Genomic DNA, 25,476 nt, shown 5'->3' on the forward strand with positions numbered 1-25,476 from the left:
TGTAAAATTGCTAAGATTTAACTTTCATTATAGAGTAATCGTCTATACCAGAAAATAGTTATAATCAACTAGATTCCAAATTCAAGTTTTTTAGAAAGTCATGGATACAGTACTCCTACCCTATTTTCTATAAAACTATGCATCCATCATGTTGATTTCTGCACCAACATTTCTTGCTTCAAGTGATTCCCAATATTAGAAGCGTTTTAACAATACGAACAACGTATGCCATGCTGTAAGCATAAAATTTATGGTGCTACTAATTCAACCTTTATTCTATCAGGGTCCTCAAAATATACAGCGTAATGCTCTTCTCCCCCTCCAAAAGGATGCTTATTGGCATAAAGAATAGTAACACCCCTTTCTCTTAGTTTCTTTGTCATATCATCCACCTGTTGACGGGAACTTGCATGGAACGCTAAATGATTTAAACCTACACGACTTCGATGATAAGCGATATCCATAAACCTTTCTTTCGTTTGGACAAAAACAATATAGGTGTCGTCTATTTTCCAGCTCCGACCACTTTCCCATTCCTGAAAAGGTTGATAACCTAATTCCTCTAAAAACCATCCCCAAAAATGAATAGTGTTGTGCAAATTAGAAACATTTATTTCTATATGGTGAATAAGTCCTTGTGACAAATGGATAAGCTCCTTTTCAACAAATTTTTTACCTATTCATTTATTTATCCATTCATATTGAATATCCGGTAAATTCTCTTCATTTTTATACCCTCTTCCAATAATAGTAAATCCATTCTTTTCATAAAACCGTTGTGCGTTTTTATTTACTTCAAACGTAAATAGTGTTAATCTCCCATTCGACTGTTTTTTTACTTTGTCTAGTAATGTTTGGCCTACCCCTAATCCTTGATAATCAATATGAATATATAGCTGACTAATTTCACTTTCATTATAAGCAATTATTCCAATGACTTGATTATCCATTAGCGCTATATCTATTTGAAATTCTTCAAGTAATATATGGTTTAAAAAATAAATATGGCTTTCCATGCTATGCCTTTCTTCCTGGCCAATAGCCTGCTTCTTGCTGTCTCGCCACATCATCACGGTTTGTTCCGCATATGTGGGGTTATACGGGATAATTTTAAATGGGTGTTGGTTCACTATTCCTCTACCTCCATGGTATTTGGCAACTGTTATTTATTTATTTCTTTCATTCCCTCACAAACATTTATAGTTTAACATAAATAACCAACCATTATAGAGCATCGTAGGCTGTCAAAGCATCTTCGATATGCGGGGGTGGTGTCCAAGCATAGCCTGGAGCATTTGTCGTAATAAACAGAAATTTTCGCCCATCTTTTTCCATTAAAGATGCTAGACATAACCCTGCCTCTGGCGTATATCCCGTTTTTCCGCCCAAGATTGTTCCATCCATGCCAGGCATTCTCGTAAATAATGAATTAGATATTAGCAATGCTGTAGGAACATGTGTCGTGTATGTTTTCGAAGTAAATATTCGATAAAAAGTAGGGTTTTCTAATGCATAACGGAGAAGCTTACTAATATCCTGTAGGCTTGATACATGTGCCTCTTCATGTAGGCCACTTGTATTGACAAAATGCGTAGTGTCCATGCCAAGTTCCTGCGCTTTATTATTCATGTAAGTGACGAATTCATCCTCACTGCCAGCGATGGCTTCAGCAAGAGTACCCGATGCATCTGCTCCTGATGCAAGCAATGTGCCATATAATAAATCTTCAATCGTGACAAAATCACCTGCATGAAAGCCAGCCATAGAGGCATTTTGAGCTGTATATTTGGCAATTGTTTGTGGTTTGACAATTGTTTGCATTTGTAAATCATCCGTCATTTCAATCGCAACAATAGCAGTCATAATCTTAGTTAATGAAGCAGGATAAATAATGGCATCCGCATTTTTTTCAAATAATACCTCGCCCTGTTCATTCAGTAGCAAAGCATTTTTACTATGTAAGGATGGTAGCTCCAGCTGTGCAAACTCTTGTGTTTTGTTTGTATAATAGAAAACGAAAATCACGATAATTATACAGCAAAATAAGACCGATTTTTTCATAAAAAACGCCTCCTACACATTATAATAGGCGGCAATTTTGAATATTCCTTAAGTTTAGAAGAAAAAAGCTCCAATACGCTTTTATCCGTTAATAATCATCTTCGAAATTAGAACAAATTCTTGTCACTTCTTGATTAGCTAATTTAAAAAACACATCTTGAGAAACCTCTAATTTAAGTGCATCTTCTTTATGAAGTCCTGCATAAATCCCTCGTAAAATACGTCCCGTTAGACCGTGTGAGACAACAATCACTTTTGGATGATGCTGCTGAATCTCTTTAAGCCAAGAGGACAATCTGTTTACTACCTGTTCATAGCTTTCCCCATCTGGCGCATGGAAATACCAATTAAAGGCATCTGTGTTCAACAATAAATTAGGCCAAGTTTGCTGAATCTCTGGCATTTTTAATCCAGCCCATTGCCCAACTGCCACTTCTGTTAATCGTTGATCAAACTCCACATTATTCTTATCGTAATCAATCGTTTCACAAAGTATTTCTGTGCTCTCCACGGCTCTTCCCAGTGGGCTTGATATAATTTTCCAATCATGAGCATGACCGATGAAGGCTTTCAGCATCCGAGCATTTTGTTGCACTTGCTCTCGACCAAGCTCCGTAAGAGGTGAATCTAGTTGTCCTTGATATCTTCCCTCCGAATTATATTCAGTCTCCCCATGACGAAGTAAGTAAATCAATTGCTGCATTAATTGGTTCCCCCTATCAATAGCTTACTCTCATCATGTTAGAGGATTCATACTTTTAAAGCAATAACATGATATAAACGAAGCCCAAAAACAAACATAAGGGACTGTATAACTTCGTATCATGTTTAGCAAATTGAGAATGCTTGATGGTTTTAAAAAACCCAACATATTTGAAATCACCAATTGCTCGTATACTAAAAACAAAAGCACAGATGATACATCCCACTTTTGAATAGGTGGAGGCAGGGATGGCAGTTATATAACCCCCTTGGACAAGAATGAGAACACTCGCTGTTAGAACGAGCATCGCCACACTGAGAGTTCCCCATCTTCTAGGACTGAAAACTGCTTGTTGACTGCCTTCTTTCATGGGAATAACAGCTCCAGCCCCCCAGCCCCCGCCGAATGCCCAATATACATGAATAATACTTATCAACGATAATAGACACACTGAAACTAGTGATAAAATAAACATAGTCGTTCCTCCCTTTCTAGTAACAACATACACCATCGTATGTTTAGAGGATAAATATAGCCCCTAGAAATTTGTTATTTACCTTCTTAGGGACTCATCAATTGCTATAACAGTAGCTTCACCATTTTCTCTAAATCAAAATGAGGGTTGGCTTCATATCGAGTCATCCAGCCAACATAGGTTAAATAAGCAAGCCTTGCTCGATCGATTGATTGTTCTCCATCCATACCCTTTTTTTGATAAAGCTTGGCAACACAGTCAATTCGTTGTTCCTCAATTTGAACAATGCGAGTAGCGACATGGGCATCATATTTAGACCAAGCATAGATGCCCATTTCTATTTTCTTATCTTTATGAAAACTTATACGCAAGAGCTCTTCTAATGTAGCTCCTTCCTGCTTCATACTTTCAATAATGGCCTTTGTTGCATGTGTTTCCCAATAATCGAGCATGGCCTCTAATAGTTGCTGATGATCACGAAAATAATGATAAAAGCTGCCTTTACTAATGTTTAAGGATCGAGCTAGTGCCTCGATACGTACTTTATGTATACCGTCTTCTGCTAATTGTTGTAGGCCAGCTTTTATCCAATCATCTCTCGTTACTTGCATGATCATCCTCCTGTAAAATACGATAGCGTATGTTTTGTCTTATATTACCACTTTAGTTATGACTCTTCAACTTTTCTCGCCTTTATGATGAACATTGATATGGTTATTCACTGTAAAATTGATGGTGAGCACACGTGGTAAAATAGCACAAACTAGAATAAAGGCTATGAGCTTTTTCATTCGCTTCCCCCTTTTCTTTCGGCATTGTCATTGCTCTGGTATAAAATATAGGAACATCCGAGTTGGACGTTCCTATGCTCTACAGAATCCTTTTTAACAGTCGCGTTGCCCTGGCCAGCCCCCTAGCATTTTACTTAGACAGACGATTTGTCCAATATGATAGGCGTCATGCATGGCTATACTCTTCAGTTCAAGTACTAATGTTCGTTCTCCACGGACCTCCCTCTCCAATTCCTCTTGTGTTGATTTTGCTAATATGTTTTCAAGTTCACGATGTACATACAAATATTCCTCTTTTGTATCCTTCCAATTTTGCAACGTCAAAGTTGGTAAACGGAAAGTAGCGTCATTATTTTCTGCCTGCGGTTCATTCTCTGTTTCACCAAAATATCGCATGAGGAGTCGCTTTTTATAGAAAAGTAAATGACAAACGATTTCCCAAATGGAATTCGTTGTCCCCTCAATCGGTTTCCAGATTGCCTGTTCAAGCGTAATATCCTCTAGCACTTTTTCAAGCGGTGGAAACCAGTCTTCCTGATCTAAGCAGCTAGTCCATTGTTGTAATAAAAGTGTCTTTACATCCATTTTCTTTTCCCTCCCATTTAGTGAATACTCTTCCTATGTTGAGAACTATTAGACTAGTTGTTTTCTTTTGCTTATTTCGCTCTTTATTCCAGCTAAGGCTTTTAATTTAATTATCGACTAGCCGACTCACACTAGAGCAGACCCACAACCATATTATTTTTAAAAAGTATTATCAAATAAATTTTCCGCCATGCCCAATAAGATGTCATGCTCCTCAAATGTCATCAGCTGTTCCTTTGTAATCGTTGCCTGTTCGATTAGCCGGTTTGACTGAATGGTTACTAGTTTTTCAAATAAGTTTCGAATATAACGACCGTTCGAGAAATTAGAGATGTTTTCTATTGGTATTTGATTCAGCTGCCTTTTCATATGATGGGCAAAGGATTCACCATAATGATAGTCATTCGTTTGACAAAGCATAGCAAAAATCTCATAGAGTTCCTGCGTACTAAAGTTATCAAACTGTACAAAATGATTAAAACGTGATTTAAAGCCTGGATTTGATTGTAAAAATTCATCCATAAGCTCTGTATAACCGGCTACGATGATCACTAAGTCATCTCGTAAATCCTCCATCGCTTTTAATAAACTATCAATGGCTTCCTTGCCAAACGCATCTTGTTTATCATTGATCAAGGAATAAGCTTCATCAATGAAAAGAACACCTCCTTTTGCTTTATGGACCACTTCTTGAACCTTTAATGCTGTCTGTCCCACATATCCTGCTACAAGTCCTGCACGATCAGTTTCCACAAAATGACCGCTAGATAGTACACCTAGATACTTATAAATTTGACCGATAATACGTGCCACTGTTGTTTTTCCTGTGCCCGGATTGCCAGAAAACACAAGATGATAGGTAATAGGAAAACTTGTTAAGCCATGGTCCACCCGCAAACTTTGAATTTTTATAAAGTTAATTAAATTATGTAGTTCCTTTTTGGCATTTGGCAGACCTACAAGGCTATCCAGCTGCATTTGTAGTTTCTCTATCTCTTGCTCGATTTCAGGCGTAATCCGCAACCGTTCATCATCGATAAATTCGCCACTGTAAATAAGCTTTCCTTCTTCATTATAAAAGTCACCACGTCCATGCTTTTTGCCCTGCACTAGCTCCCCTATATAAGAGGCCTGTCCATTTGCATAATAAAGTACTCCTTGTCCTGTCATCGCATCCTCTTTAAACTGGCCTTCAGCTTGTAGGACCCCTTGTCGAGAATAGATTTTTCCTTTACCATGCTTCATATCTTCAAAGAAGTAGCCTTCATATTGGAGCGTTGTCACACCAAGAGAAAGCTCCTCAGCTGTCGGTGATTCCGTAGAATAATAGAGCTTCCCCGCCCCCTGCATATGATGCCAAATAAAATCACCTTCGTACTGTAAAAAACCATTTGGATAGTATTGTTTGCCTTTACCCTTTTTCATGCCATGAACAAAATCACCCTCATACTGTGGCTGATTTAAATGAGGATATTGTTCTCGCAAAGAATGATAAGGGGCAATGAGATCTTCTTTATAATATAAAACGCCATAACCATCCATTAAATCGTTCCGAAAATGCCCTTCATAATGAATGAAACCATCCTTATATAAAATGCCATGACCTTGTTTTTTATTTTGAATAAATTCGCCCTGATAAATAAGTTGCCCTTCTAAATACATCCTGCCATTTCCTTGTTTCATATGATTGACGAATTCACCCTCGAATAATCGTTCACCATCTTGGTCAAATAATATGCCTTTGCCGTCATAAATATCGTGACCAAAATCATTCTTTTTGACACCACCTTGATACATGATCGTTCCATCTGGATAAAAAAGTTCTTTTTCTACATGATTATGTGTCATTTTATTGCCTTCCTTTATCATTTCAGTATATGCTCAATTATAGCGTGGATAAGAATACATATGTGCGAATTTTTAGAATTTAAGGAGAAGAGCATGAAAAAAAGATATAAAATAGTTCTAGGCATTTTACTACCACTACTTATTCTGTATATCTCTACAATGCTGTTAACACGTGACACGGATTTTTCAACGGAGGTTACGGAACGACTTGATGTAGAGGAAATTAAGTCGATTGAAATTATTCGTGCCTCAGATGAAAAGACAATAACGATAACAGATGCAACAGAAATGAATCAAATCATGCAGCAACTGAACGAGCAACCATTAAAAAAAGTATGGTTTACTAAATCTAATTTTACAGAGGCTTATTGGATAACATTAGCAATTAACGGCGACCGTGAAGTTGGCTTACGTTTAGATGATGCCGAACATTTATTTGTTTATTTATATGAAGAAAACTATATGAAGGATTACAAACTTACAAGTGATTTCGATATGTCATTCATAGAAAAGCTTTTTCAGTAAAAAAACATAGACACACTCCATGCTAATGGATATTCCTATCCGTGATATAAGTTCCCATACCTTTTGAAGGGGGTAAAGATGAGGATTAAACTTTTTATTAGTTCCCTTTGTATGTTGTTCTTATCTGGTTGTATACCAAAGGCTTTGACTTTTTCAGGTGAAAATGAGAACTGGGAAGTACAGTTTGAGGTAACCTATGACAAAATAAAACAAAAACATTGTGGTGCTACAAGTGGTACTATTCGGTATATAGGCGATAAACCTCTTCCTAAGCAAATTGACTATACACTCCAGCATGAAACAGAAACTTCTGGTTCAGATTCATTGGATAAAAATGGTGTTTTCATAATGGCTAACGGATGCTCCAATGCAGTTGAAAGTACAGAGGTTGAAATCACCATAAACTGGGATAACCAAACAGAAACGATACCTTTAACTGTTAGATAAAATAGAATGGTTTGTCCATAACAAGAAAAAGAGAAATCGAAGTCCGATTCCTCTTTTTTATCTGCTAATGATCATTTTGTTGCATAGACTGAAACAAAATTTTATATTCAAAAATGGAGACTCGAAAAAAGGACATTCATTCATTTGATTAAATAAAGTAAAGCCGTTGATTTCCACTATGGGCGGACGCTTTCCGCGGGCGGGGTCGAGCTGCTTCCCTCGCTTCGCTCAGTCCAAGATTTCGTCTTTCCCGCTTTCCCGCTGGAGTCACCGCCCTTCGTTCCCATCAACTTCTACATAAAGTACCCCATCTACATAGGTAAATTTTTGAGAAACATCGAAACCTTTGAATTGTGCGAAGTGTCCAAGCCTTTCCCAATGTACAGAAAGTAAGAATCACAAAAAGCTCATTCAACGCCATATTGGGGAACTGTATGTGGAGGAAGCTGAACATTTATGCCATTCCTATGACATCAAACAAATTTATGCAAGCGTAAAGAAACGATTGAGCATGTCTTTGCCGATTCAAAGGAAAAGCATGGAATGTGATGGACAACCTAGAGGTCTGAAAAAATTATCCATGCAGGCGATACTTACTTTTGCTACCATGAATTTAAAGAAACTAGCTACTTGGACGTGGCAGGCGGCTTCAAAGAGTTCTTATACTTGAAGAGTCTGTTTTATTGGATATCAAATTACCATTTTTAAACATAATGAAAGAAAAAAAGTGACAAAAGGAATCGAGTGTGAACTTCTCAATTCCTTTTGTCGACAGTCTGAAAGGACTTTAATTCATTTACTATATTATTTTAATCTGACAGCTGTGCCATATACTAATACTTCTGATGTACCATCCATCACGGAAGACGTTGCATAACGAACGCCAACAACAGCATCTGCGCCTAATTGTTTGGCCTCTTCCTCCATTGCCTGTGTGGCTATTTCACGGGAGCGCACTAACATTTCAGCATACTCTTTCATCTCTCCGCCCACAATATTTCGAAGTCCAGCCATCATATCACGCCCAATGTTTCTTGACTGCACAGAATTCCCCTTCACTAAACCTAATGTTTCAATCACTTCTTTTCCAGCTACAACATCTGACGTTGCTAATAGCATCATTATTCCTCCTCGTGTTACAATTTTTGTATAGCTTCCACAGCCTCTTCAATAGAAGATGTAATAACCCCGTTACGTTTAATTAAACCAATTACAAATAAATTACGGTAGACAAACTGATTCTCAAGCCCATCTCGTACCAATGCCTCTATTTTTTGCATATTATCTCGTCCTTGTTGGCGAACATCTGTCAGTACACCAATAATAGGACGATTCAGCATGGAGAACGCCCCAATTTCCGCAGCCACACCAGAATCAATCTCAACCCCATCTAATACGGCAATTAATACATCACTATTTTGTAGCATCTCTAAGTCTGCCTGAGCAATTGCTAAACTATCCGCGTAAGCCGATTTATCATTGATGGCATCATTCTCCTGCGGAACATATAAGGCAATGTCTGGTACTGCTTCACGAATTGCTGCTGCTAGTTGTTCATTTACTAAACGATCTCCTAAAGAAAATAATCCATTTGCTAAATATGCTTTCATGTTGAACTCCTCAATCTATTGTTTTTTCGAAAATGATTTTATGTCTTCCCTTTTTATCCACAAATGTTGAAGTAATATCAAAACCATGCTTAAGATTGGCAATGAGCATAGCTTTGCGAGTATTCCTGCCATATGTACGAACCTTGTCAAAGCCTAATGCTTTAATATGTTCATGCTGTTTTTTCATTAATTTTCCAGCAATCCCCTGACCTCTCTTTGTGAAATGAACACCACCCAACCAGCTATAAAATACACCATCGGGATGTGGATATCCTAGTTTAAAGCCGATTACATGTGCATCCTCTACCGCCAGGAGGCAAAGAAGGCCATTTTTCATCGCTAGCTTTTCAGCAGTTAGTATAGCACCATCAAAGACATGGGCATGTAGTTCTTGCAAGGACTCGAGCCAATCATAGGGTAGACCTTCTATCGCTACAATATACATGTTCATCACCTCTATCTGTTTGATAGTATAACAGAAATATTTTATCTTCGTGATGCTTGAACAAATAGTGTGAGAGCAAGAATGGTTTGATCTCTATGTATTTAACGCAAATCGATACTATTCGATTCCTTATTTGAAGGTCTATGTTATTGCTCTTGCTGGAAGTTAGTTGATTTCAGCTAATAATTCCTTATAATAGAAAGATATCATCCATCCACAACATCACTAGAGGTGTATTTTTATGTATTTTGGCATTATTCCACTAATTCTATTTTTCATTTTTCTCTTTTCTTATTGGAAAGATCCGAGAAAGATGATCAACGGACTACTATTTAATATGTTTGTCTGTTCATTTCTGTTATTCTGCTTTATTGTTTCCTTTTCATCTGATTTTTACTTTTTAAGAATGGCTGTCGTTATTCCACTAATTGCCCTATTTCTTCTCATCCCCTTTGCAATTATTGCTTTAATGTTCGGTCTGTTTTTAAATGCTAGAGTATTAATGAAACGGGAAGGTAGACGCTTGGCTAATTCTTTAACCTTGCTAGTGGCTCTTGGTATTTTATTATTTATCCTGCTACCGATTATCTATCCTGCTAGCTTGTTTTCAAGCCATCTCCAACCGATATTTGCTGGAGTATCCCTTATTACGTTTTATTTCTTTATCCATTTATCTAATTTCTTATCAGCTTATTTTCTATACCAATTTAATCGCCCCAAGTATAATCAAGATTTTATCATTGTGCTGGGGAGTGGCTTAATTAATGACAAGGTGCCGCCCCTGTTAGCTAGCCGCATTCAAAAAGCAATCGATTTCTATCATAAACAAGCAACAGTGAGCACCCCTCCTACCATCATCTTTTCTGGTGGTCAAGGATCTGATGAAAATTTACCAGAGGCAGAGGCCATGCAAAGGTATGCAATTGAAAAAGGCATTCCTATTGAGCATACGCTACAAGAAAATCGTTCTGTTAATACGTATCAAAACATGTTATTTTCGAAACAAATCATGGACGATATCAAACAAGGCGAAGCATATAACAGTATCTTTACAACAAATAATTTTCACTTGTTCCGTGCAGGAATTTATGCCAGACTTGCTGGCTTAAACAGTCAGGGCATTGGATCGAAAACAGCCTTTTACTATTGGCCAAATGCCATGATTCGTGAATATGTGGCAATTGTTGTTTTAGAACGGAAACGACATATGAAATTGATCGCCCCAATTATTATTATTTCCATCTTATTTGCCCTATTCAGCTTTTTCTTTGTCTAATCTGTTGAAAGGATTCCATACACTATCGTGTTCGAATCCTTTCATGGTGTTTTCATACTAAGCACCTCTGCACGTTGTGAAAAAACAATGTATATGTGTAGGACAGAGCCTAAAAAGTAGAGTCATCATTGTCCTCCAAAGCCTATATCTTAATAGAAATTACAAGTAAAAGGCATTTACTATCATTCCTTTTGTTGCAAACGGCTAATATCGAGCTCGATTCTCTGTATGAGATAGGCAAGATTAGATGACCATTCAAGCCAATTCTCAGACTCACGCCATAGTTCTATCATTTCTCTCTCTCCGTATTGATCTGGCATCTCATCCCGAATGTCTTTTAAATAGTTTAAAATAAATGCCAAGGAGTCTTCGTCTGCCATCAGTTGTTTTTGTGAATGGATGCTTTTATGACCACAAAATTCCCCATTATCAAGATAATCTATATACAACTCGGCTAACGCCATTGCACTAACATCATAGAAAAAGTCAACATCCTCTATGGTCTCCCCAAAAAATCCTTTACTTTTCATTTTCTGTACAATGTTCGATAATGGAATATACGTTAATTCTTGATGATGTTCTATATAATCCCGTACCATGCCAACTACATCTAATCCTTCATCACTTTCCAATGCTTTATAGCCCCATGCGCCCATCCTGTCGCACCTCGCCCTTCATATAGGATTTTAGTGCTTGTTAAGCTAATGAAGCCGTCATGAAAAAGAGCCACGGCAAACAATCAACTTCTGAGCACTCTATAATCATTGCAAAAAAAAGCTTCTTTTTATAGATAAGAGCCAAAATAAAATTTCACTTTTTCCTCTGAATAACCGTCCTGTCCTCTCCAAGTTGCCATAGCCAAAAAATCTGTTCCCCGTCCGCGTTCCTTGCGATAATCATCTGTCGATACTAATAGGCCAGCATACCCCCATATTTCCATAACTGCATCTCTTTCATATTGGTTGGACTTAAAAACATCCTTCCAACGCTTTTCTAATTGTCTGGCAGCATCCGTATCTTTACAGGACTTTATAGCCTCTAGCATCTGTTTGACAATCTCTATATCTGCCGCACAAACTATCAATGACTCTTGTTCTTTGATTAAACATTCTAGATCGAGCAAACAATACACTAGCCAATTTAAGCGAACACCTCCCCACTTCACTCGTTCAAAATTAAGGACATTGACATCTTCGTTAATATAATCTTCATTCGACATTAATTTATGTTCGTTACAAAAGCCACAGGCACTATAGGATACCAGCTCTTCCGGCCGCTCATGATACGTATGGATCGGTAGTTGTGCAGTTAGAGCCCAGCTTGATAACGCACTCCGTAAATATACTTTACGTGTTGAGAGACTGTGCAAAAATGCCCTCACTACAAGATCCTTAGTTATCACTTCATCATGAAGCTGTCGGAGTCTTTGTATACACTCATCATGGGAAATCGTTAAGCGATCAAACATTAGCCCCATCCTTTTCGCATACTGAAAATCTTCCTCTGTATACGTGTATTCCCCGTCTCTCCATCTACCAGATTGCCAATATGTTTGCATTAAAATTTTCTTTGCCTTTTGATCCATCAAAAATCTCCTCCTACTAAAGACCTAACTTAACCTTTAGTTTTTCCGCCATCTCTCTCCACGGCTGCTTCCAAGGTGAACCCTCAAGTTCATCTTCTGTTTGCGCCAGCCAATAATCACCCTCCATTAGCTCAAATATTTCCATAAAGGTGATCACCGTACATACTGGATTGTTGAATGCCGCTATCATCGGCTCTGGCCCATCATCCCAGTTGTAACGATTGACTATGGCATGCAAAATAATAGACGATGAAACTTCGCTAATGTGTTGACACATCTTATTGAGATTTTCTTCATATAGGATGGTATCTACTTGTCGCTGCTCTTCCGAATTCAAGGTCAATCTGATGGCACCAGGTGTATCCAACAGTAAATCGGCTATTTCGCTATGCGCTCTTGCAGCATACCAGGCAGTCGCTGTCATTCCTTCTGGATCCTGTAAAGGAACCCCTCTGGTAAGCAGTAATGACATAACTTCTTTTTGCTTAAATTTCACAGCTTTTTTGAGTGCTGTATCACCCAGCCTATCTTGTACCTCCAAGTCAATATTTTGCGCTAGCAGGAGCTCAATCCCTTCCGTTGTCATTCGGTTTGTGATAAATAGCATTAACGGTGTTCTTCCTCGCGCGTCGCGTTCATTTACATCAAGCTTGTTCACAGCATCTCGCACCATCTCCAGATTGTTGGATTTGCTAACCTCCGCCCATCCCATTTGGTTTTCCCTCCTAAGTGATCCATTTTTGTAATTTCTCAAGCTCCTCCTTCCTATCAGAGGTTTCTTGTTTAATATGCTGAGCAAGCTTCTTAGCACCGCCAAATAATTGGTACAAAACAAATTCACGCTCATAGCTTTCTTTATTTTCTAATTCCTGAACGAGCGCCTTTAGCAGGTCTACTTTCATCATTTCAATCCCTTTTAGCGGTTTTGCTGATTCATTGGCACCAAGAAGAATGGCCACGAGCACAGGAATAAACTCAACCGATAAGCCATGAGCTTCAATAAAAGCCTCCCCATAGGAATCCTGCACGGACTGATGTTCAGAATCGACGAGGGTCATGTAGCTTTGCACAAGCTGAAAATAATCCTTACTGTATAGCCCTAATCCCAAAATCGCATAGGTTCCAGGCATGGCTGATTTTTCACTTGGCTCTACATCCTGGTACCATGCATATTCCTCCATCGCCACTTGTGCATAGTCTGCTAATAAAGGAAAAAGGCTAGGATAGGATAGGCAATTAGCAAAAAACTGATGGAGCTTTGATTTGGCTAGCTTTTTTAGTGGAAGAAAATTTTTCACTTTTGTTTTTAACATCATTTTATAGCCCTTTGGAAAGCCTTCCTGTAAAAGATGAATGATATAATGAAGTGCTTCACGATAAGCCGCTTCTTCTTCCTTTTTTATTCGTATATCTATAGTTTGCAAAATATCATTTGCTGCGCCCTCAAAAAAATCACTTTTGCGCTTACTTTCAAAACGTCCGCTTCCTTTTTGTAAATACTCCGTTGCCTGCTGTGAGCCAAGCTGTTTAGCAAGGTGGAGGTATTCTAAACGAGTAGCTGGTTCTTTATAACCGATTTTGACCGCCACATAAAGAAAGAAATCTAGCTTTTTCTTCTCCATATAAGGTTCTATTTCTTCATTTTTAAGTATCCACTCATTGCTATAATCACTTGTTTGCTGAAAATAGCCCTTTAAAAAGTGGTCTTCTGCCCATTGTTTAAAGGCATTTGTAAAATAATAGTTCCACTTTTCTAAACGCTCTTTATTCGCCAGATGTTTTTCCTGTAGCTGACGAATAATTGGTTCGATTTCCTCTGCTGTTTGTTGAAAAAAATGGGGATTGACTAAATGCTGTGCTAAGAAAAACTCATCATTGTCACTTGGACGCACAGGAAGCGCTGCCATCACCTTCTTTTCAAGAAAAGATGCTAACTCTTGTTTCATTAACGCTAGTTTCTGATGATTAAGAAGCTCCTTTTGAAACCGCCACTTAGTCTCACCAAACTCACTTTCAAGCATCACTTGAAAGTGGTAATCAAAAAATCGGGGTCCATATGGCTGTGCCTGAAACATTTGCTCCATTTTTGTACATAAAGCCGAAAAAAGATCCTCAGCATAGTTATGTTCTATAATTTCCTGTATGTATGTCCCTGCATTTACCTTATAAGCACTATCACTCCAGCTAAATGGTTCATAGATATCTATACAAATAGTCCCATATTGACTGTTTCCTTTTTTCCATGTGACTTTTAAATAATTAAAGATACCTGCTTGTAATCGGCTTTGATGTTGAATGCCTTCAAGACGCTGACTTTCTTGCTGATAGACGGTGGTAAGTTGATCCCACACATCCGCTAAAAAATATTCTATAGATGGCTGCATATGCTTCACCCTTTCTTAGAGAAAAATCTCTCGCCAAAAATTATTTAGCGAGAGATTACCTTATCCGATTGTTTTCACAACCGCTCCTTCTTGATCTTTTATATATGTTTACATAATTTCAAAACTGACATCTTTTAAAGAAGATATGGCAAATTGTTTTTCTAGCGGTACTAACTGTTGACTTAACTCCTCAACCGCCTCTTTATTCAAGGTAATGGTAATTTCCTGTTCATTTTGCTGATAGTCTACTAGATTATCTGGTTTAAATACGATAGTTAACTCTTGACCGACTAAGCTAAGATTCCTGTCCTTTAAAATCCGTCCACGTAATAATTTGCCAATGACATCCGCCTGTTTCGCTCCTAATTGAACAACATTGGATTGTTTGTTAAACCAGCCTTTTTTCCCTGCTTGCCAAGCCAGTTGATCAACAAATAAAAAACCTGTACTTGAACCATCTTCCATCATTCCTTGCTCAACCGCCTCTACAATTTCAGGGTTTCCTAAAAGTGAGGAGCGTGTTAAGTCAGTAACATAGCTTGGAATGTGGTTGATGCCCGCCTGTAGCACACCGAGTGTTTTCCATGTCTGCATCGCTTCTAGTTCATCCTCTGTAATACCGACCATTTGGATAAACTCCACCCTGCCATTCGGCGTATCCATTTCAGCAAGTTCAGGATCATGCGTAAAGGCTAGCGCTGTTAATTGTGTATCAGCATCCAGACAGATGGGACCATTAGCATCCAAATAATCACCTGCTCTAAAAACATTCCCACTATTAAAAACATATTTCCCCATATTCTGTAATAAATTCAACGCCCACGCTGGGGGCTCCTCTTCATCTTCACTGCGCACTAAGCGAAACGTCAATTCAAATCCATAGCCACTATAGTCTTTATTCTCAAGCTCTTTTTCATATAACTCCGAGAATCCATATGTGACAAAGTGCCAATGTGGAACCGGTGTTTCACTTTTATAGGCACTTATACCATCCAAAGGATCTTGTCCACCTAAAGAATAAGGAATCATGGTGCCGTAATGCTTTGGCCCCTGTTCCCCATACACCTGTGATACTGCTTCATCAATCGCATCCCAGCCTACCGTAACCTCTTCACTCATCTACGTATCCTCCTTGCAGCTGCCACTATCAGCTCTACTAACCTAATTATTATGATACCAATTTTATGGTAGCCAATTAACAGCAATAGGACTCATTTTCACCTTCCGTGCAACTAGGTTTATTTTCATTCCGTACGAGGAAAATATTACTAACGCAAAAAATCAGGCCATCTTCTCGATACCCAAAAAGATTGCCTGAATAACCTACTATTCTGACATTTTAATATATACGTTCTATCAATCGAAAGATGCTAGCCATACATCATAACTGGCTCACGTACAACATGTAAATAGTCTGCCAGTTTCCCAGCAAATACTTGCTCTAAGTATGGTAATTGAGCTAGGCAGTGAGGTGTCATTAATGCTGGATTTTGGTAAATCTTTAAACCTCCAACTTTTAATAGCGTGGCTACAAACTGGGAACAAAAATAGGCGCGTTCTCTTCTTACTTCCTTCTGCATCATCACACCAAAAAGCCCGATAAAGTTGTATTTATAACGATCTCGATTCCAATACATATAACGCACGATTTTAGCCATTTCTAAATATTGATAATGAGAAATTCTACAACGATAAATGACACAATCCGCTGACTCAAATAGCCCTCTTTCAGCATCCTCTCGCAAAAAACCACCACTTAAAGGATTGTTTAATTGCCTACGTCCAAAGCTAAACATTTCGTATAGCCCCTCATCAAATGCAATTGATGCATGATTCATCTCTCTACCAGTATACATACCTATTGCTTTCGATAATAATGTCCCTGTTTTAGTTAATACTATGTAAATCGTATGTGCCATTTCTTCACCTACTCCAATATTCTTTCTACAACTACCAATACGTTTTAAAACTTCAAATGGTTTCGTGAATTTCCTTTTTTTATAAGTATATACTATTAATCTTAAATATTTCCTTAGCAGAACCTGAAGAATTTCTTAAGATTTAGGTTTGTTTGCTAGTAAGTTGAGGAACTATGATGATATCAACGTTCTAAGAAATCAACTTTTGGACTACCTTTATATATATGCCTTTAATTGTATTCTTATGTGGGGTACAAATGGGGTACAGAAGATTTTTTGCTGGGGTTACTTGGAGTACTGAAAAATAGACGGACAGGTAACTAAGAACAATAAAAACATAATATTTAATTTCTTTATGTACTTATTACCAACTAACAGCTTAGAAGCTGCCGTACCTATTTTATACATTAATTTAAGCTTATATAAGGCTATTAAAATAACAGTTTTGATTACTTCAGTATTTAAATTTGTTTGTGTTATCTACTTATCTAGTTTTATATCAACTTGGGCAAATAGTAATGTCTTGCTGACAACACCTATCAGTATTGATACAATTTTATTGTATTGCCACCATGTAATGGAAAAGAGGAAAGCAGTCTCACACTTCAGTGTGCCCCAAAATGATTCGGTTGGTCCGTTATCAATACATCGACCAAAACGGGACATACTTTGTGCCATATTGGCTGTTTCCACAATTCGCTTAAATTCCTTCGATGTATATTGAAAACCTCGATCACTATGTATTAATGGCTGATTGTAATGATTGAATAGCTGATTTTATTGTTTTGAAAACAAGGGAATTATTATTCGAAAGACCGTACAAAACTCACAATTAAACGTGAATGCTCGATTTAATACGTTCTCAGCCACATGATGTACAGGGGATTTATGATAAGGCTTGCGCTTTCTACGAATAACAGACTTCAATACTCATTCCTTCTGTGAATAATTTCGTTGAATGTAGTCCTCCACAGCTGCTAATTTTAACTCTTTTGAATAGAACTTACATGAAGTAGCTTCTTGTAATCCTTCACGTCCACCTCCTCAAATTTCATTTTCCATCTATGAAAAGTTTGATGATTTAATGAAAATTTTTCACACAATTCGATGATAGAATAGTGACCTTCTTCAAACAATTGAAGGTTATGTAGTTTTAACTCGAGTGGATGTTTGCTTCGCCCCATAAAAAATACTCCCCTTAGATAAACAGATTTTATTTTTTCATCTGTCTACCTAATAGGGAGCATATCACAATTGAGCGCCTGGTCTTTATTTTGGTGACTTATTAATAATTCTGTAGCTACTTAATGAAAACAATAGAAATGGAGCTCACCTATACAACAGGTGCAGATATCAACTCATAACATTTGCTTGGTTTAACTGTTTTATATCTTGTTTACGATCCCACTCGAAGGTAATTAGCTCTTTGCCATTCAAATCTTCATTCATTAAAGAAACAGCTGAGATTCGGCTATTATCATAAAGCTTGAAGTAATAGTTTTTACTTTGTGCACACATAGTAGCCGTGTAAATCGTATAGTCTGTTTTCCCTTCTTTTGTCATGACAACTCCTTTCGGGATATTAACAGAAGATAGAATGTGGAACAAGTTTGTCACACCTTCTGTTTCATTTTTCGCTTGTTGCGTATATTTCTTCCAATAAGCCACGCGAAGAAAGCGTGCAGATGGTGTGAAATCACCTGGTAATCCCAATCCACCTGCCCCTTGTCCAAACGGTGTTAATTCAAACTCTCCCATTGTAATGTCTTCTGGTGGATTAGGAGTGACACCGATGTAAGCTCTTAAGTTTGTCTGATGCCATTCATAACCAGGGCTATTTGTCATGACCCCAATCGTTGGTCGATGAATGGTAATTCCTGTTTTATCTGGTTCAATCACAATCGATTCACCAGTAGAGTCTGTAAATGTATAATGAAGGGGTGGTGCAAAGCCAAGTATTTCGTTTGGTTCATTTAATAATGTAAATGAGGCTAATTTCTCTACGACATCATTGATTGTTGCGCAGCTTCCTAATACTTGTGAAACGACGTAAACCGGATTAATGCCTCTTGAGCCTTCTTTCGGTTCGTCCGCATAGGTCGCAAAAGTTGCATAGTATAGCATAGCACCCATCAATCCTTTTTCGTTCACCCCATCATAGAGAACTGGTGATGAGATGTCAGTACTTCCCATTCCGACAAATGCATATGGATTTTTGATTACCTTATTATCTTTCTCTAACAATCGAATTCCATAATTACGTGGCACAATAATCACTTTACTATCTGGTTCCATTGTAAAATCCATTGTACGAGCGAATAAACTTTTCTCATCAGTTGTGTGAATTGATAAACTACTGCAGCCTAACATAAAAACACTCCTTTGAAAAAAATAATTTAATCTAACGGAATTATTTTTAGATTAACTAGTAAATCTTCATCTAAACAATTAGCATCGCTAGAAGTTACAAAGTACATTTTTACTATAGTATGTACCATATTCAACTTTTGTTGCTATTCCGTTTCTAGATCAATTACATCCTATCATTACCAACAATGGTATATCAAGGTAAAATTAACGCCGGTTTTTTGGCGTTCTTCCCGTCATTTTTTGGCGTGTTTTTACAACACCTTTACAATCACCGCCACATAATGCCGTTTGTTACGCCATATTTTGGCGGTTCTTATATAAGAAAGCGATACTAAAGTTACATTATCAACGTTTATTAAACATATTGTTTGACCTTCATTACATTGTAGTAACTGTTCATTTTGTAATCATAAATTTACAATTTGTACTTAAATATCTATTGACATTATATTGACTTTCAGAAAATTAGAAAAAGGCGATTTATACCGAGCCATGAGGTTAAGATACCTTATGTAACTATCAACAAAAATTGGGAAATGACTGCTGAAGAAACTTCTTTCTGAAGTGTAGGCATTCTTTCAAAAGACACTTTTAAAGATTTTATTAAAAGAAATGCTGCTAGGGGTCTTAGTGGTTAAGCTATGAAACAAAACGAGGAGAATTAACTATAAAATTAGAAAATAAAGACTTTTAACCAAGATACTTCTACATTAAAAGGCGACATTTCCTACATATTAAACATGTATAAGGACCACCATTCATCCCCTGCCGATAGAAAAACAGAAAGAAACAACCAGACACAAAAAAACATAAAAGCATTTATAACACAAAGGATTATTTCTATTATATCTTTCATGTTGCTCTCCTTATTTTTGCAACTTTACTTTGAAATTTAACATCCTTCTTCAATTAACTTGCTTCGTTTGTTTAAGTAGAAAAGGCTCTACTCCATGCATGAAGTAAGGCCTCGATTAGTTCAATTATTTTTTATACAGAAATTTAGAAATATTTTTTGTAAGCTCTTCATATGAAGAATTCTTTCCCCGCTGGTTATACCACTTTCGAATCGTTTCTACTAACCAAAACGGTACAGAATTTCCATCTATTAAATGATAGTATTGCTCATATCCTTTTTTTAAATGCTCCCATCGAAAATCATTACCTTTTAGTGTGTATTCAGAAACATCAATTATTTTTGCTCTTCCATTTTGTAGTAAAATATTTTTCAAATGGATATCACGAGGGTTAAGGCCCTTATTCCGAACATATTCTCTTGCATCCTCCACTTCATTTACAACCTGTTCTGGAATGTGAATACCTAGTAATATGCAGTCAAAGAGAGTTTTTCCTTCTTCGTAACTTAAAACAAGGAACTCGTCATATGAAGCAAAACACGTTGGAAAGAAAGGTGAATTTTGTAATATTCGGTAAACATCAGCTTCAACTTTTACTTTGTGTACTTTGTCCTTGGCATATATTTTAAATGCATAAGCTGGGGAGGAAAGGGACTGAAAAACAGCCGCATCTGTTCCGACACCTATACACTTCAAATCATTAGCTTCACCACTTATAGTTACTGGCTCGTTATTTGGATTTGAAAAAACTTTAATTTTAGAAAGAGAATCTATAGCTTTGTCCCAGTCGTTTTCCATATAATCTCCCCTTCATTAACATTGAAGAAAATTACAATACCCAATTACTTTAATAGTGGCTAAATGCTCAAGGGATATCATTTTCATCATTATTTTGAATACATATTCTTAGACTTTATTAGATTACTGACCATCAAACTTTGCTAATTCCTTTAAAGTGTAACATCCATTTGTTCTTTTACTAATTCGTTAGTTAAAGTACATTTCTTCACAATATTCAAATGAATTTCAAATAAACATTCAACAATAAAATCAGCTCTAAGAAAAACTAATGAGGTGATTTATATCAAACTTTATTATAAACGTTTATCTTTTTTTACAAAACTACATATGATTCAAATGTTACATATAGTATTTTCATTATATTCCGTCCTTTCTTAGGCTTACTAAATACGATGCAGTCCAATTCAGTGTCTCCTACAACTTTCTTATTTAAATTTTGAACAGCAGCCTTAAGAGCATCACCAAGTCTTGAAGTATCTACGCTTTTAAACCTAGGAGCATTGGAATGATATCCCTTTTCTAATGACCGTTAAAAAAACTTAGTTGCTGCCTCAGTAATCTCACACAACGCTAGGTCTGTTTGTTGTGGGCTTTTAGCACAAAAACTTATCTCTACATTGACTGTAGAAAATCCGTGGTATTGAACCTTAGATTCGTTGGCTGTTAAACCTAACCATTCTACATGCTTCCAATCTGCTCTGCCTCGTCTATACTCTGGTAGCTTGCCATTCACCCTATAAATCGTATGGCAACGACCCTGAATATCCATTGATGCAATGCCCCAAAGCCTCGGTGCTTTTGATTTCCAAGTTCCGTAATGATAGTAGCATCTTGAATCATCTTCATCCATTCCCATTCCTCGATTATCGCGAAACGCATGTTATTGAACATTTTAAAATGACTTTATGGAGAAAAATAGCGAAGGTAAGCTAAATGACTTTGTATTTGACTACTTCCAAAACATGAAATATACATAACGTGGTGTCGATACAGTAGAAAGTGAAATCGTAAAATAAGTTGAAGGAAAGCTCTTTTAAAGAAATAAATGATTAGCCACTAAACGAGTGGCCTTTTTAATAGAAACAACTATATAATTACTTGACTATATAGTTACTATACAGTCTAAAATTCTTGAGAAATCTATTTTTTAGGAGAGAAAAAGAATGCTAGATAGTATAAAATTAAGACCTTTAGAACGAGAAGATTTAAAATATGTTCATAAATTAAACAATGATTCTAAGATAATGTCATATTGGTTTGAAGAGCCCTATGAATCTTTTGTAGAGCTGCAAGATTTATTTGATAAACATATTCATAAACAAAGTGAAAGACGCTTTATTGTGGAAGATGAAAAGAAAATTATCGGGCTAGTTGAGCTAGTAGAGATTGACCTAATCCATCGTAACGCGGAATTCCAGATTATTATTGATCCTAACTTTCAAGGAAAAGGGTATGCTTTCACTGTTACTACACTCGCTATGAAATATGCTTTTAATAATTTAAATCTACACAAAGTTTATTTATTAGTCGATAAACAAAACGAAAAAGCTATTCATATTTATAAAAAAGCTGGATTTAGTATAGAGGGAGAACTTAGGGAGGAGTTTTTTACTGGTGGTTCTTATAGAGATGCTCTTCGTATGTGCATTTTTCAAAACGAGTTTCATAATAAAAAATCGTATGCTTAACTTATACATGTAAGATACTTTTATTATTTTAAATTTTAAAAAAGCCCAAGCTATTCTGAACTGAACACGATAAAGTAGACAGTTGAATAAGAGACCATTCTCTTCATTAAACAGCGATTAAATGACTACGGTTGCTGCGGGGGCACTGAAAAACTTACATTCCTATGACGGCTTAACTTTTTTAGATAAAAGTAAGGTACATTTTGGTTCAATCAAATAGATGTACCTTGTTTTTTGTCTATTCCTTCTTTTTCACATAGAAGTTTCAATATTCGTTTCAGATTGACGGCGAATATTGTTGCTCCTTGTATTTCTATGCCAAATAAGCCCGCTGTTTTAGCCGTATTATAGCCCTGTAAATTTTTAAATTCATTATTTTTCGCTTCAATTATATCGTTCTTTCGCAAGTATTTTAAATTCATCCATTTCTTAAAAAATAATTGGTCTTTATGTTCCATAAATTTAATTCTGATAGAGTATGTTTTACTTTTGGCTTCTTCTTTATAGCACCTTCCACTTACATTTTTCTATGTCAAAGGAGTATGTTTCTGCTCTGCTTGATTAGCACCCTGATTTCATATCATCTTTCTATTTTAGACACAGGAAAAATCACTCATTATTTTGAGTAACTTTCATTTTTCACTTAATATTGTTTAGGTTCTTCTTTTGAAATAATTTTTATTCCTTCAGAATAATTTTTATTTCCCCCCATCTATTGCACTGATACAAATGTTTATAGAAGATATTAGCCCATACGATCTATGCCCACCTTTTATCCATCATTCTAAATACTCTTGAGCTAGTTTCTGGTTTTTATAGATTGCCATACCTGTTTTTAATTTTTTAAAACCCAATTTTTCATAAAAAGAATCATTTCCTGTTGTTGCGATTAATTGAATGCAAGAAACATCTTCTAACTGTTTAATGATGTCATTTAATAGAATTCGTGCAATGCCTCTTCCTTGGTAATCTTTATGAACAACAACATCGTAAATAGCAGCATTAAATACACCGTCAGAAAGGGCTCTACAAACACCAACAATTTTGTTGTCTTTTAATCCAATTACCATATGAGTACTGGCGTTGAAAACTTTTTTTATTATACCTTCGTCATGCTTCATCCACCCAACCGATTGATAAATATCTTTTAACATTGGTAGATCACTTTCTTCTAATTCATATTTAAGTTTAAGCAAAACCATTTTGATTCCCACATCCTCTTTGTATCTATTATTTTCATACCATTTAACATATAATACCATAATATAGAATGATATTTTTTAATGGTTGCATTCAGCAACTCTTTCATGCCACGTCCTTTTTACGATATTTTCCTTACCGCGCTTAATAGTTGATGCTGATAAAGCGATGTGTGAGGCTATCCAATGCTGTTTTTTCCATCTAATCACCCAGTTTAGAATTTGAACCTCTCTATCACCAGCAACCCTTTCTGAATCCTAAAGCATCTGCTGTATTCATTAGTATGCTTTCTTTTACGATAGGTTTAACATCCTAAATTAGGAAATGCTAATGACAAAGTCATTATCCAAAGGGCAAAACCCATTTCGAGCAGTAGCATTTGTACAACGGCGGCTATAATTAATAAGACTTTCCAAAATGAATTATAATGGAATATCTACTATATGGCCCTTTATCTTTTTTTCTAAGTACCACACCCCTTTACTTTAGATCGCCAATAAAAATAATTTCCCGTATAAATATTAAATTAAAAGCCACTATAAAGTTGCGTAGTGCGCCACTACTTAAAGGAGCTACAGAGTTATTCATCCTCTGTGGCTTTTTTGTTTTATAATGTTAATCGCTCAACTAAATGCTCGTTTGAGACACAAATAATAGGAACCACTTTACGTATGGGTGGCTCCTTTTTTCAGCTTGATCATTTTCTAAACAGAAAGTGGTCCTGTAAATTTTTCATTTTTTCAAATTCTCCTTAAGCCAATTCCTCCTTTGGAAATGGCTCATTTTTTAAAGTTCCACCTATACATCAGACCGTATCTTCATGCTATTCACCAGAATCATCTACCTAAAATGATATGGATTATAGCGAGTTATTTTTCTTCATCCTCCAGCGACTAATAATGAGGTCATTTCTCATGTTTCGAAACTTTATGCTCTAACTAAATGAACAGCTAGGAAAAATGTATTAAAGGTCTGCTTGTCTCTTGTTATCTTTCAGGCTAATATACAATGAGCCATTTGTTTGAATCTGGGCAAAATAAACATCCTCAATATTATGAACTTTTTGTTTTTTCAGCTTCTTCATAAGCCACTCTTCTGTTAATTCAAGTTCAACTATATTCTCATAAATAAGCTGGCCATCTGAAATAACCTCTGTTGGCAAGTATGTTGGAGGTGCAATGTTTGCATGTACATCTTGCTTAGTAGCTGCTTGTGCTGAAGTCTTTTGTAAAACGCTCAACTTACCATCAGTCTCCAGTATTGCAAATTGTATATCCTGGACAGAGAAAATTGCTTGCTCCCTTAACATCATTGTAAGTTCGTCCATATGCAACCGATTTTTCTTTAAAGCGAATTCTAGAATTCGGCCATTTTGAATGACAATCGTTGGTTTGTCATCAAATAGTACACGTGCTTTTTTAGATTTCAAAGAAATGATGGTTACTACAAATGTTAAAAAAGCCCACCAAATTAACGATATCATTCCATTCAAAAAAGGTGTTTCAGCTACTGCAGCAACCTGAGATGCTATTGAACCAATCGAAATACCGGTTATATAGTGGAAAAAAGTAAGTTGCCCAAGTTGTTTTTTTCCAAGGATTCGCGCCAAAATAAGTAGTGCAAAAAAAGAAAACAATGTTCTAACAGTCATTTCACCAAAATTAAGTGCAAAAAAGTGGTCCATACAATACTTAGCTCCTTAAAACGTTGTTGAATAATAGCATGTACAAGAAACTCCTTCTAATGCTAAATTTCCGACAATTTGTTTAATTCGAACTGTAACGTGTGTGAGATGCTGCGGCTTTTAAATGTATAGGTAACTTTAATGTGTACAGATTAATATAAAGTAATAACAATCCTCAGCTGTCCACAATTTACAAAAAGTTACACCTTAATGTACATAAAAAGA

General features: G+C 36.4%; 29 protein-coding genes and 1 pseudogene. 5 read left to right on the forward strand and 25 right to left on the reverse strand.

From position 1 onward, the window contains the following. Positions 1 to 248: 248 nt before the first annotated feature. The 8 genes from A2J09_RS08905 to A2J09_RS08940 all read right to left on the reverse strand — a co-directional run bounded on the left by A2J09_RS08905 (position 249) and on the right by A2J09_RS08940 (position 6,463). A complete protein-coding gene (locus A2J09_RS08905; protein ID WP_012294806.1) occupies positions 249 to 644 on the reverse strand; it encodes a VOC family protein in 396 nt (131 codons plus the stop codon). A gap of 36 nt (positions 645 to 680) precedes the next feature. After that, the gene (locus tag A2J09_RS08910; protein ID WP_206700975.1) at positions 681 to 1,070 is read right to left on the reverse strand and encodes a GNAT family N-acetyltransferase; all 390 of its coding nucleotides are present in this window, start codon (positions 1,068 to 1,070) and stop codon (positions 681 to 683) included. Positions 1,071 to 1,224: 154 nt separating this feature from the next. Beyond that, positions 1,225 to 2,061 carry a D-alanyl-D-alanine carboxypeptidase family protein gene (locus A2J09_RS08915; protein ID WP_036161934.1) on the reverse strand — a complete coding sequence of 279 codons (837 nt, stop codon included), beginning with the start codon at positions 2,059 to 2,061 and terminating at the stop codon, positions 1,225 to 1,227. A gap of 88 nt (positions 2,062 to 2,149) precedes the next feature. Next, positions 2,150 to 2,764, reverse strand: coding sequence for a histidine phosphatase family protein (locus A2J09_RS08920; RefSeq protein ID WP_012294809.1), 615 nt, complete (start codon positions 2,762 to 2,764; stop codon positions 2,150 to 2,152). A 55-nt stretch (positions 2,765 to 2,819) separates the two neighbouring features. After that, complete coding sequence (locus tag A2J09_RS08925; protein WP_036161937.1) at positions 2,820 to 3,239, reverse strand: DUF3995 domain-containing protein; 420 nt, start codon at positions 3,237 to 3,239, stop codon at positions 2,820 to 2,822. Between the two features lie 104 nt (positions 3,240 to 3,343). Continuing rightward, positions 3,344 to 3,850: a TetR/AcrR family transcriptional regulator gene (locus tag A2J09_RS08930; protein WP_036161940.1), complete on the reverse strand. Its 507-nt coding sequence runs from the start codon at positions 3,848 to 3,850 to the stop codon at positions 3,344 to 3,346. Positions 3,851 to 4,123: 273 nt separating this feature from the next. Beyond that, positions 4,124 to 4,615, reverse strand: coding sequence for a DinB family protein (locus A2J09_RS08935; protein ID WP_012294813.1), 492 nt, complete (start codon positions 4,613 to 4,615; stop codon positions 4,124 to 4,126). A 159-nt stretch (positions 4,616 to 4,774) separates the two neighbouring features. Continuing rightward, entirely contained in the window at positions 4,775 to 6,463 is a 1,689-nt protein-coding gene (locus A2J09_RS08940) for an AAA family ATPase (protein ID WP_036161943.1), read from the reverse strand. A gap of 93 nt (positions 6,464 to 6,556) precedes the next feature. On the opposite strand from A2J09_RS08940, the gene A2J09_RS08945 reads away from it, so the two are divergent. The 3 genes from A2J09_RS08945 to A2J09_RS08955 all read left to right on the forward strand — a co-directional run bounded on the left by A2J09_RS08945 (position 6,557) and on the right by A2J09_RS08955 (position 8,105). Continuing rightward, positions 6,557 to 6,988, forward strand: coding sequence for a hypothetical protein (locus A2J09_RS08945; RefSeq protein ID WP_031417902.1), 432 nt, complete (start codon positions 6,557 to 6,559; stop codon positions 6,986 to 6,988). Between the two features lie 78 nt (positions 6,989 to 7,066). Next, the gene (locus A2J09_RS08950; RefSeq protein WP_036161945.1) at positions 7,067 to 7,435 is read left to right on the forward strand and encodes a hypothetical protein; all 369 of its coding nucleotides are present in this window, start codon (positions 7,067 to 7,069) and stop codon (positions 7,433 to 7,435) included. A gap of 346 nt (positions 7,436 to 7,781) precedes the next feature. Further along, positions 7,782 to 8,105, forward strand: coding sequence for a transposase (locus A2J09_RS08955; protein WP_080695209.1), 324 nt, complete (start codon positions 7,782 to 7,784; stop codon positions 8,103 to 8,105). A 134-nt stretch (positions 8,106 to 8,239) separates the two neighbouring features. On the opposite strand, the gene A2J09_RS08960 is transcribed toward A2J09_RS08955, so the two are convergent. Genes A2J09_RS08960 through A2J09_RS08970 form a run of 3 tightly spaced genes read right to left on the reverse strand, consistent with a single transcriptional unit; the run spans position 8,240 to position 9,490 of the window. Continuing rightward, positions 8,240 to 8,554: a YbjQ family protein gene (locus A2J09_RS08960; RefSeq protein ID WP_025117383.1), complete on the reverse strand. Its 315-nt coding sequence runs from the start codon at positions 8,552 to 8,554 to the stop codon at positions 8,240 to 8,242. 17 nt (positions 8,555 to 8,571) lie between these two features. Next, positions 8,572 to 9,045, reverse strand: coding sequence for a nucleoside 2-deoxyribosyltransferase (locus A2J09_RS08965; RefSeq protein ID WP_031417905.1), 474 nt, complete (start codon positions 9,043 to 9,045; stop codon positions 8,572 to 8,574). Positions 9,046 to 9,055: 10 nt separating this feature from the next. Continuing rightward, on the reverse strand, positions 9,056 to 9,490 hold the full coding sequence (locus A2J09_RS08970) for a GNAT family N-acetyltransferase (protein ID WP_012294821.1): 435 nt from the start codon (positions 9,488 to 9,490) through the stop codon (positions 9,056 to 9,058). A 241-nt stretch (positions 9,491 to 9,731) separates the two neighbouring features. Here A2J09_RS08970 and A2J09_RS08975 point away from each other — a divergent pair, with 241 nt between their 5' ends. Next, complete coding sequence (locus A2J09_RS08975) at positions 9,732 to 10,766, forward strand: YdcF family protein (RefSeq protein WP_031417906.1); 1,035 nt, start codon at positions 9,732 to 9,734, stop codon at positions 10,764 to 10,766. Between the two features lie 182 nt (positions 10,767 to 10,948). Here A2J09_RS08975 and A2J09_RS08980 read toward each other — a convergent pair whose 3' ends face one another. The 11 genes and pseudogenes from A2J09_RS08980 to A2J09_RS09030 form a co-directional block, all read right to left on the reverse strand. After that, a complete protein-coding gene (locus tag A2J09_RS08980) occupies positions 10,949 to 11,422 on the reverse strand; it encodes a DUF4259 domain-containing protein (RefSeq protein ID WP_012294823.1) in 474 nt (157 codons plus the stop codon). Between the two features lie 128 nt (positions 11,423 to 11,550). Beyond that, positions 11,551 to 12,351 carry a hypothetical protein gene (locus tag A2J09_RS08985; RefSeq protein ID WP_012294824.1) on the reverse strand — a complete coding sequence of 267 codons (801 nt, stop codon included), beginning with the start codon at positions 12,349 to 12,351 and terminating at the stop codon, positions 11,551 to 11,553. 16 nt (positions 12,352 to 12,367) lie between these two features. Continuing rightward, complete coding sequence (locus A2J09_RS08990; protein ID WP_012294825.1) at positions 12,368 to 13,063, reverse strand: DUF4274 domain-containing protein; 696 nt, start codon at positions 13,061 to 13,063, stop codon at positions 12,368 to 12,370. Between the two features lie 13 nt (positions 13,064 to 13,076). Further along, positions 13,077 to 14,735 carry a DUF6138 family protein gene (locus tag A2J09_RS08995; RefSeq protein WP_036161951.1) on the reverse strand — a complete coding sequence of 553 codons (1,659 nt, stop codon included), beginning with the start codon at positions 14,733 to 14,735 and terminating at the stop codon, positions 13,077 to 13,079. A 108-nt stretch (positions 14,736 to 14,843) separates the two neighbouring features. Then, a complete protein-coding gene (locus A2J09_RS09000) occupies positions 14,844 to 15,854 on the reverse strand; it encodes a suppressor of fused domain protein (RefSeq protein ID WP_012294827.1) in 1,011 nt (336 codons plus the stop codon). Between the two features lie 251 nt (positions 15,855 to 16,105). Beyond that, positions 16,106 to 16,654 (reverse strand): hypothetical protein, encoded by a 549-nt coding sequence (locus A2J09_RS09005; protein WP_012294828.1) that lies wholly within the window; start codon positions 16,652 to 16,654, stop codon positions 16,106 to 16,108. Positions 16,655 to 17,239: 585 nt separating this feature from the next. Then, positions 17,240 to 17,581, reverse strand: a pseudogene (locus tag A2J09_RS24195) (DDE-type integrase/transposase/recombinase); the annotation flags it as partial. A gap of 56 nt (positions 17,582 to 17,637) precedes the next feature. Further along, positions 17,638 to 17,838, reverse strand: a complete 201-nt coding sequence (locus A2J09_RS24665) for a transposase (RefSeq protein ID WP_036161955.1) — start codon at positions 17,836 to 17,838, stop codon at positions 17,638 to 17,640. Positions 17,839 to 18,007: 169 nt separating this feature from the next. Further along, positions 18,008 to 19,024, reverse strand: a complete 1,017-nt coding sequence (locus tag A2J09_RS09020; RefSeq protein WP_012294830.1) for a choloylglycine hydrolase family protein — start codon at positions 19,022 to 19,024, stop codon at positions 18,008 to 18,010. A gap of 980 nt (positions 19,025 to 20,004) precedes the next feature. After that, positions 20,005 to 20,676: a serine/threonine protein kinase gene (locus tag A2J09_RS09025; RefSeq protein ID WP_012294831.1), complete on the reverse strand. Its 672-nt coding sequence runs from the start codon at positions 20,674 to 20,676 to the stop codon at positions 20,005 to 20,007. Between the two features lie 532 nt (positions 20,677 to 21,208). Continuing rightward, positions 21,209 to 21,535 (reverse strand): hypothetical protein, encoded by a 327-nt coding sequence (locus tag A2J09_RS09030; protein ID WP_139015339.1) that lies wholly within the window; start codon positions 21,533 to 21,535, stop codon positions 21,209 to 21,211. A gap of 307 nt (positions 21,536 to 21,842) precedes the next feature. Here A2J09_RS09030 and speG point away from each other — a divergent pair, with 307 nt between their 5' ends. Continuing rightward, positions 21,843 to 22,367 carry a spermidine N1-acetyltransferase gene (speG, locus tag A2J09_RS09035; protein ID WP_036161962.1) on the forward strand — a complete coding sequence of 175 codons (525 nt, stop codon included), beginning with the start codon at positions 21,843 to 21,845 and terminating at the stop codon, positions 22,365 to 22,367. Positions 22,368 to 22,579: 212 nt separating this feature from the next. Here the strand turns inward: speG and A2J09_RS09040 are convergent, their stop codons facing one another. From A2J09_RS09040 to A2J09_RS09050, 3 genes are all read right to left on the reverse strand, one after another. Further along, on the reverse strand, positions 22,580 to 22,825 hold the full coding sequence (locus tag A2J09_RS09040; protein ID WP_012294833.1) for a hypothetical protein: 246 nt from the start codon (positions 22,823 to 22,825) through the stop codon (positions 22,580 to 22,582). 321 nt (positions 22,826 to 23,146) lie between these two features. Continuing rightward, positions 23,147 to 23,569, reverse strand: a complete 423-nt coding sequence (locus A2J09_RS09045; RefSeq protein WP_012294834.1) for a GNAT family N-acetyltransferase — start codon at positions 23,567 to 23,569, stop codon at positions 23,147 to 23,149. A gap of 962 nt (positions 23,570 to 24,531) precedes the next feature. Then, complete coding sequence (locus A2J09_RS09050; protein WP_012294836.1) at positions 24,532 to 25,251, reverse strand: YetF domain-containing protein; 720 nt, start codon at positions 25,249 to 25,251, stop codon at positions 24,532 to 24,534. Positions 25,252 to 25,476: the final 225 nt, after the last annotated feature.

Source organism: Lysinibacillus sphaericus (genome assembly GCF_001629735.1).
Lineage (GTDB): Bacteria > Bacillota > Bacilli > Bacillales_A > Planococcaceae > Lysinibacillus > Lysinibacillus pinottii.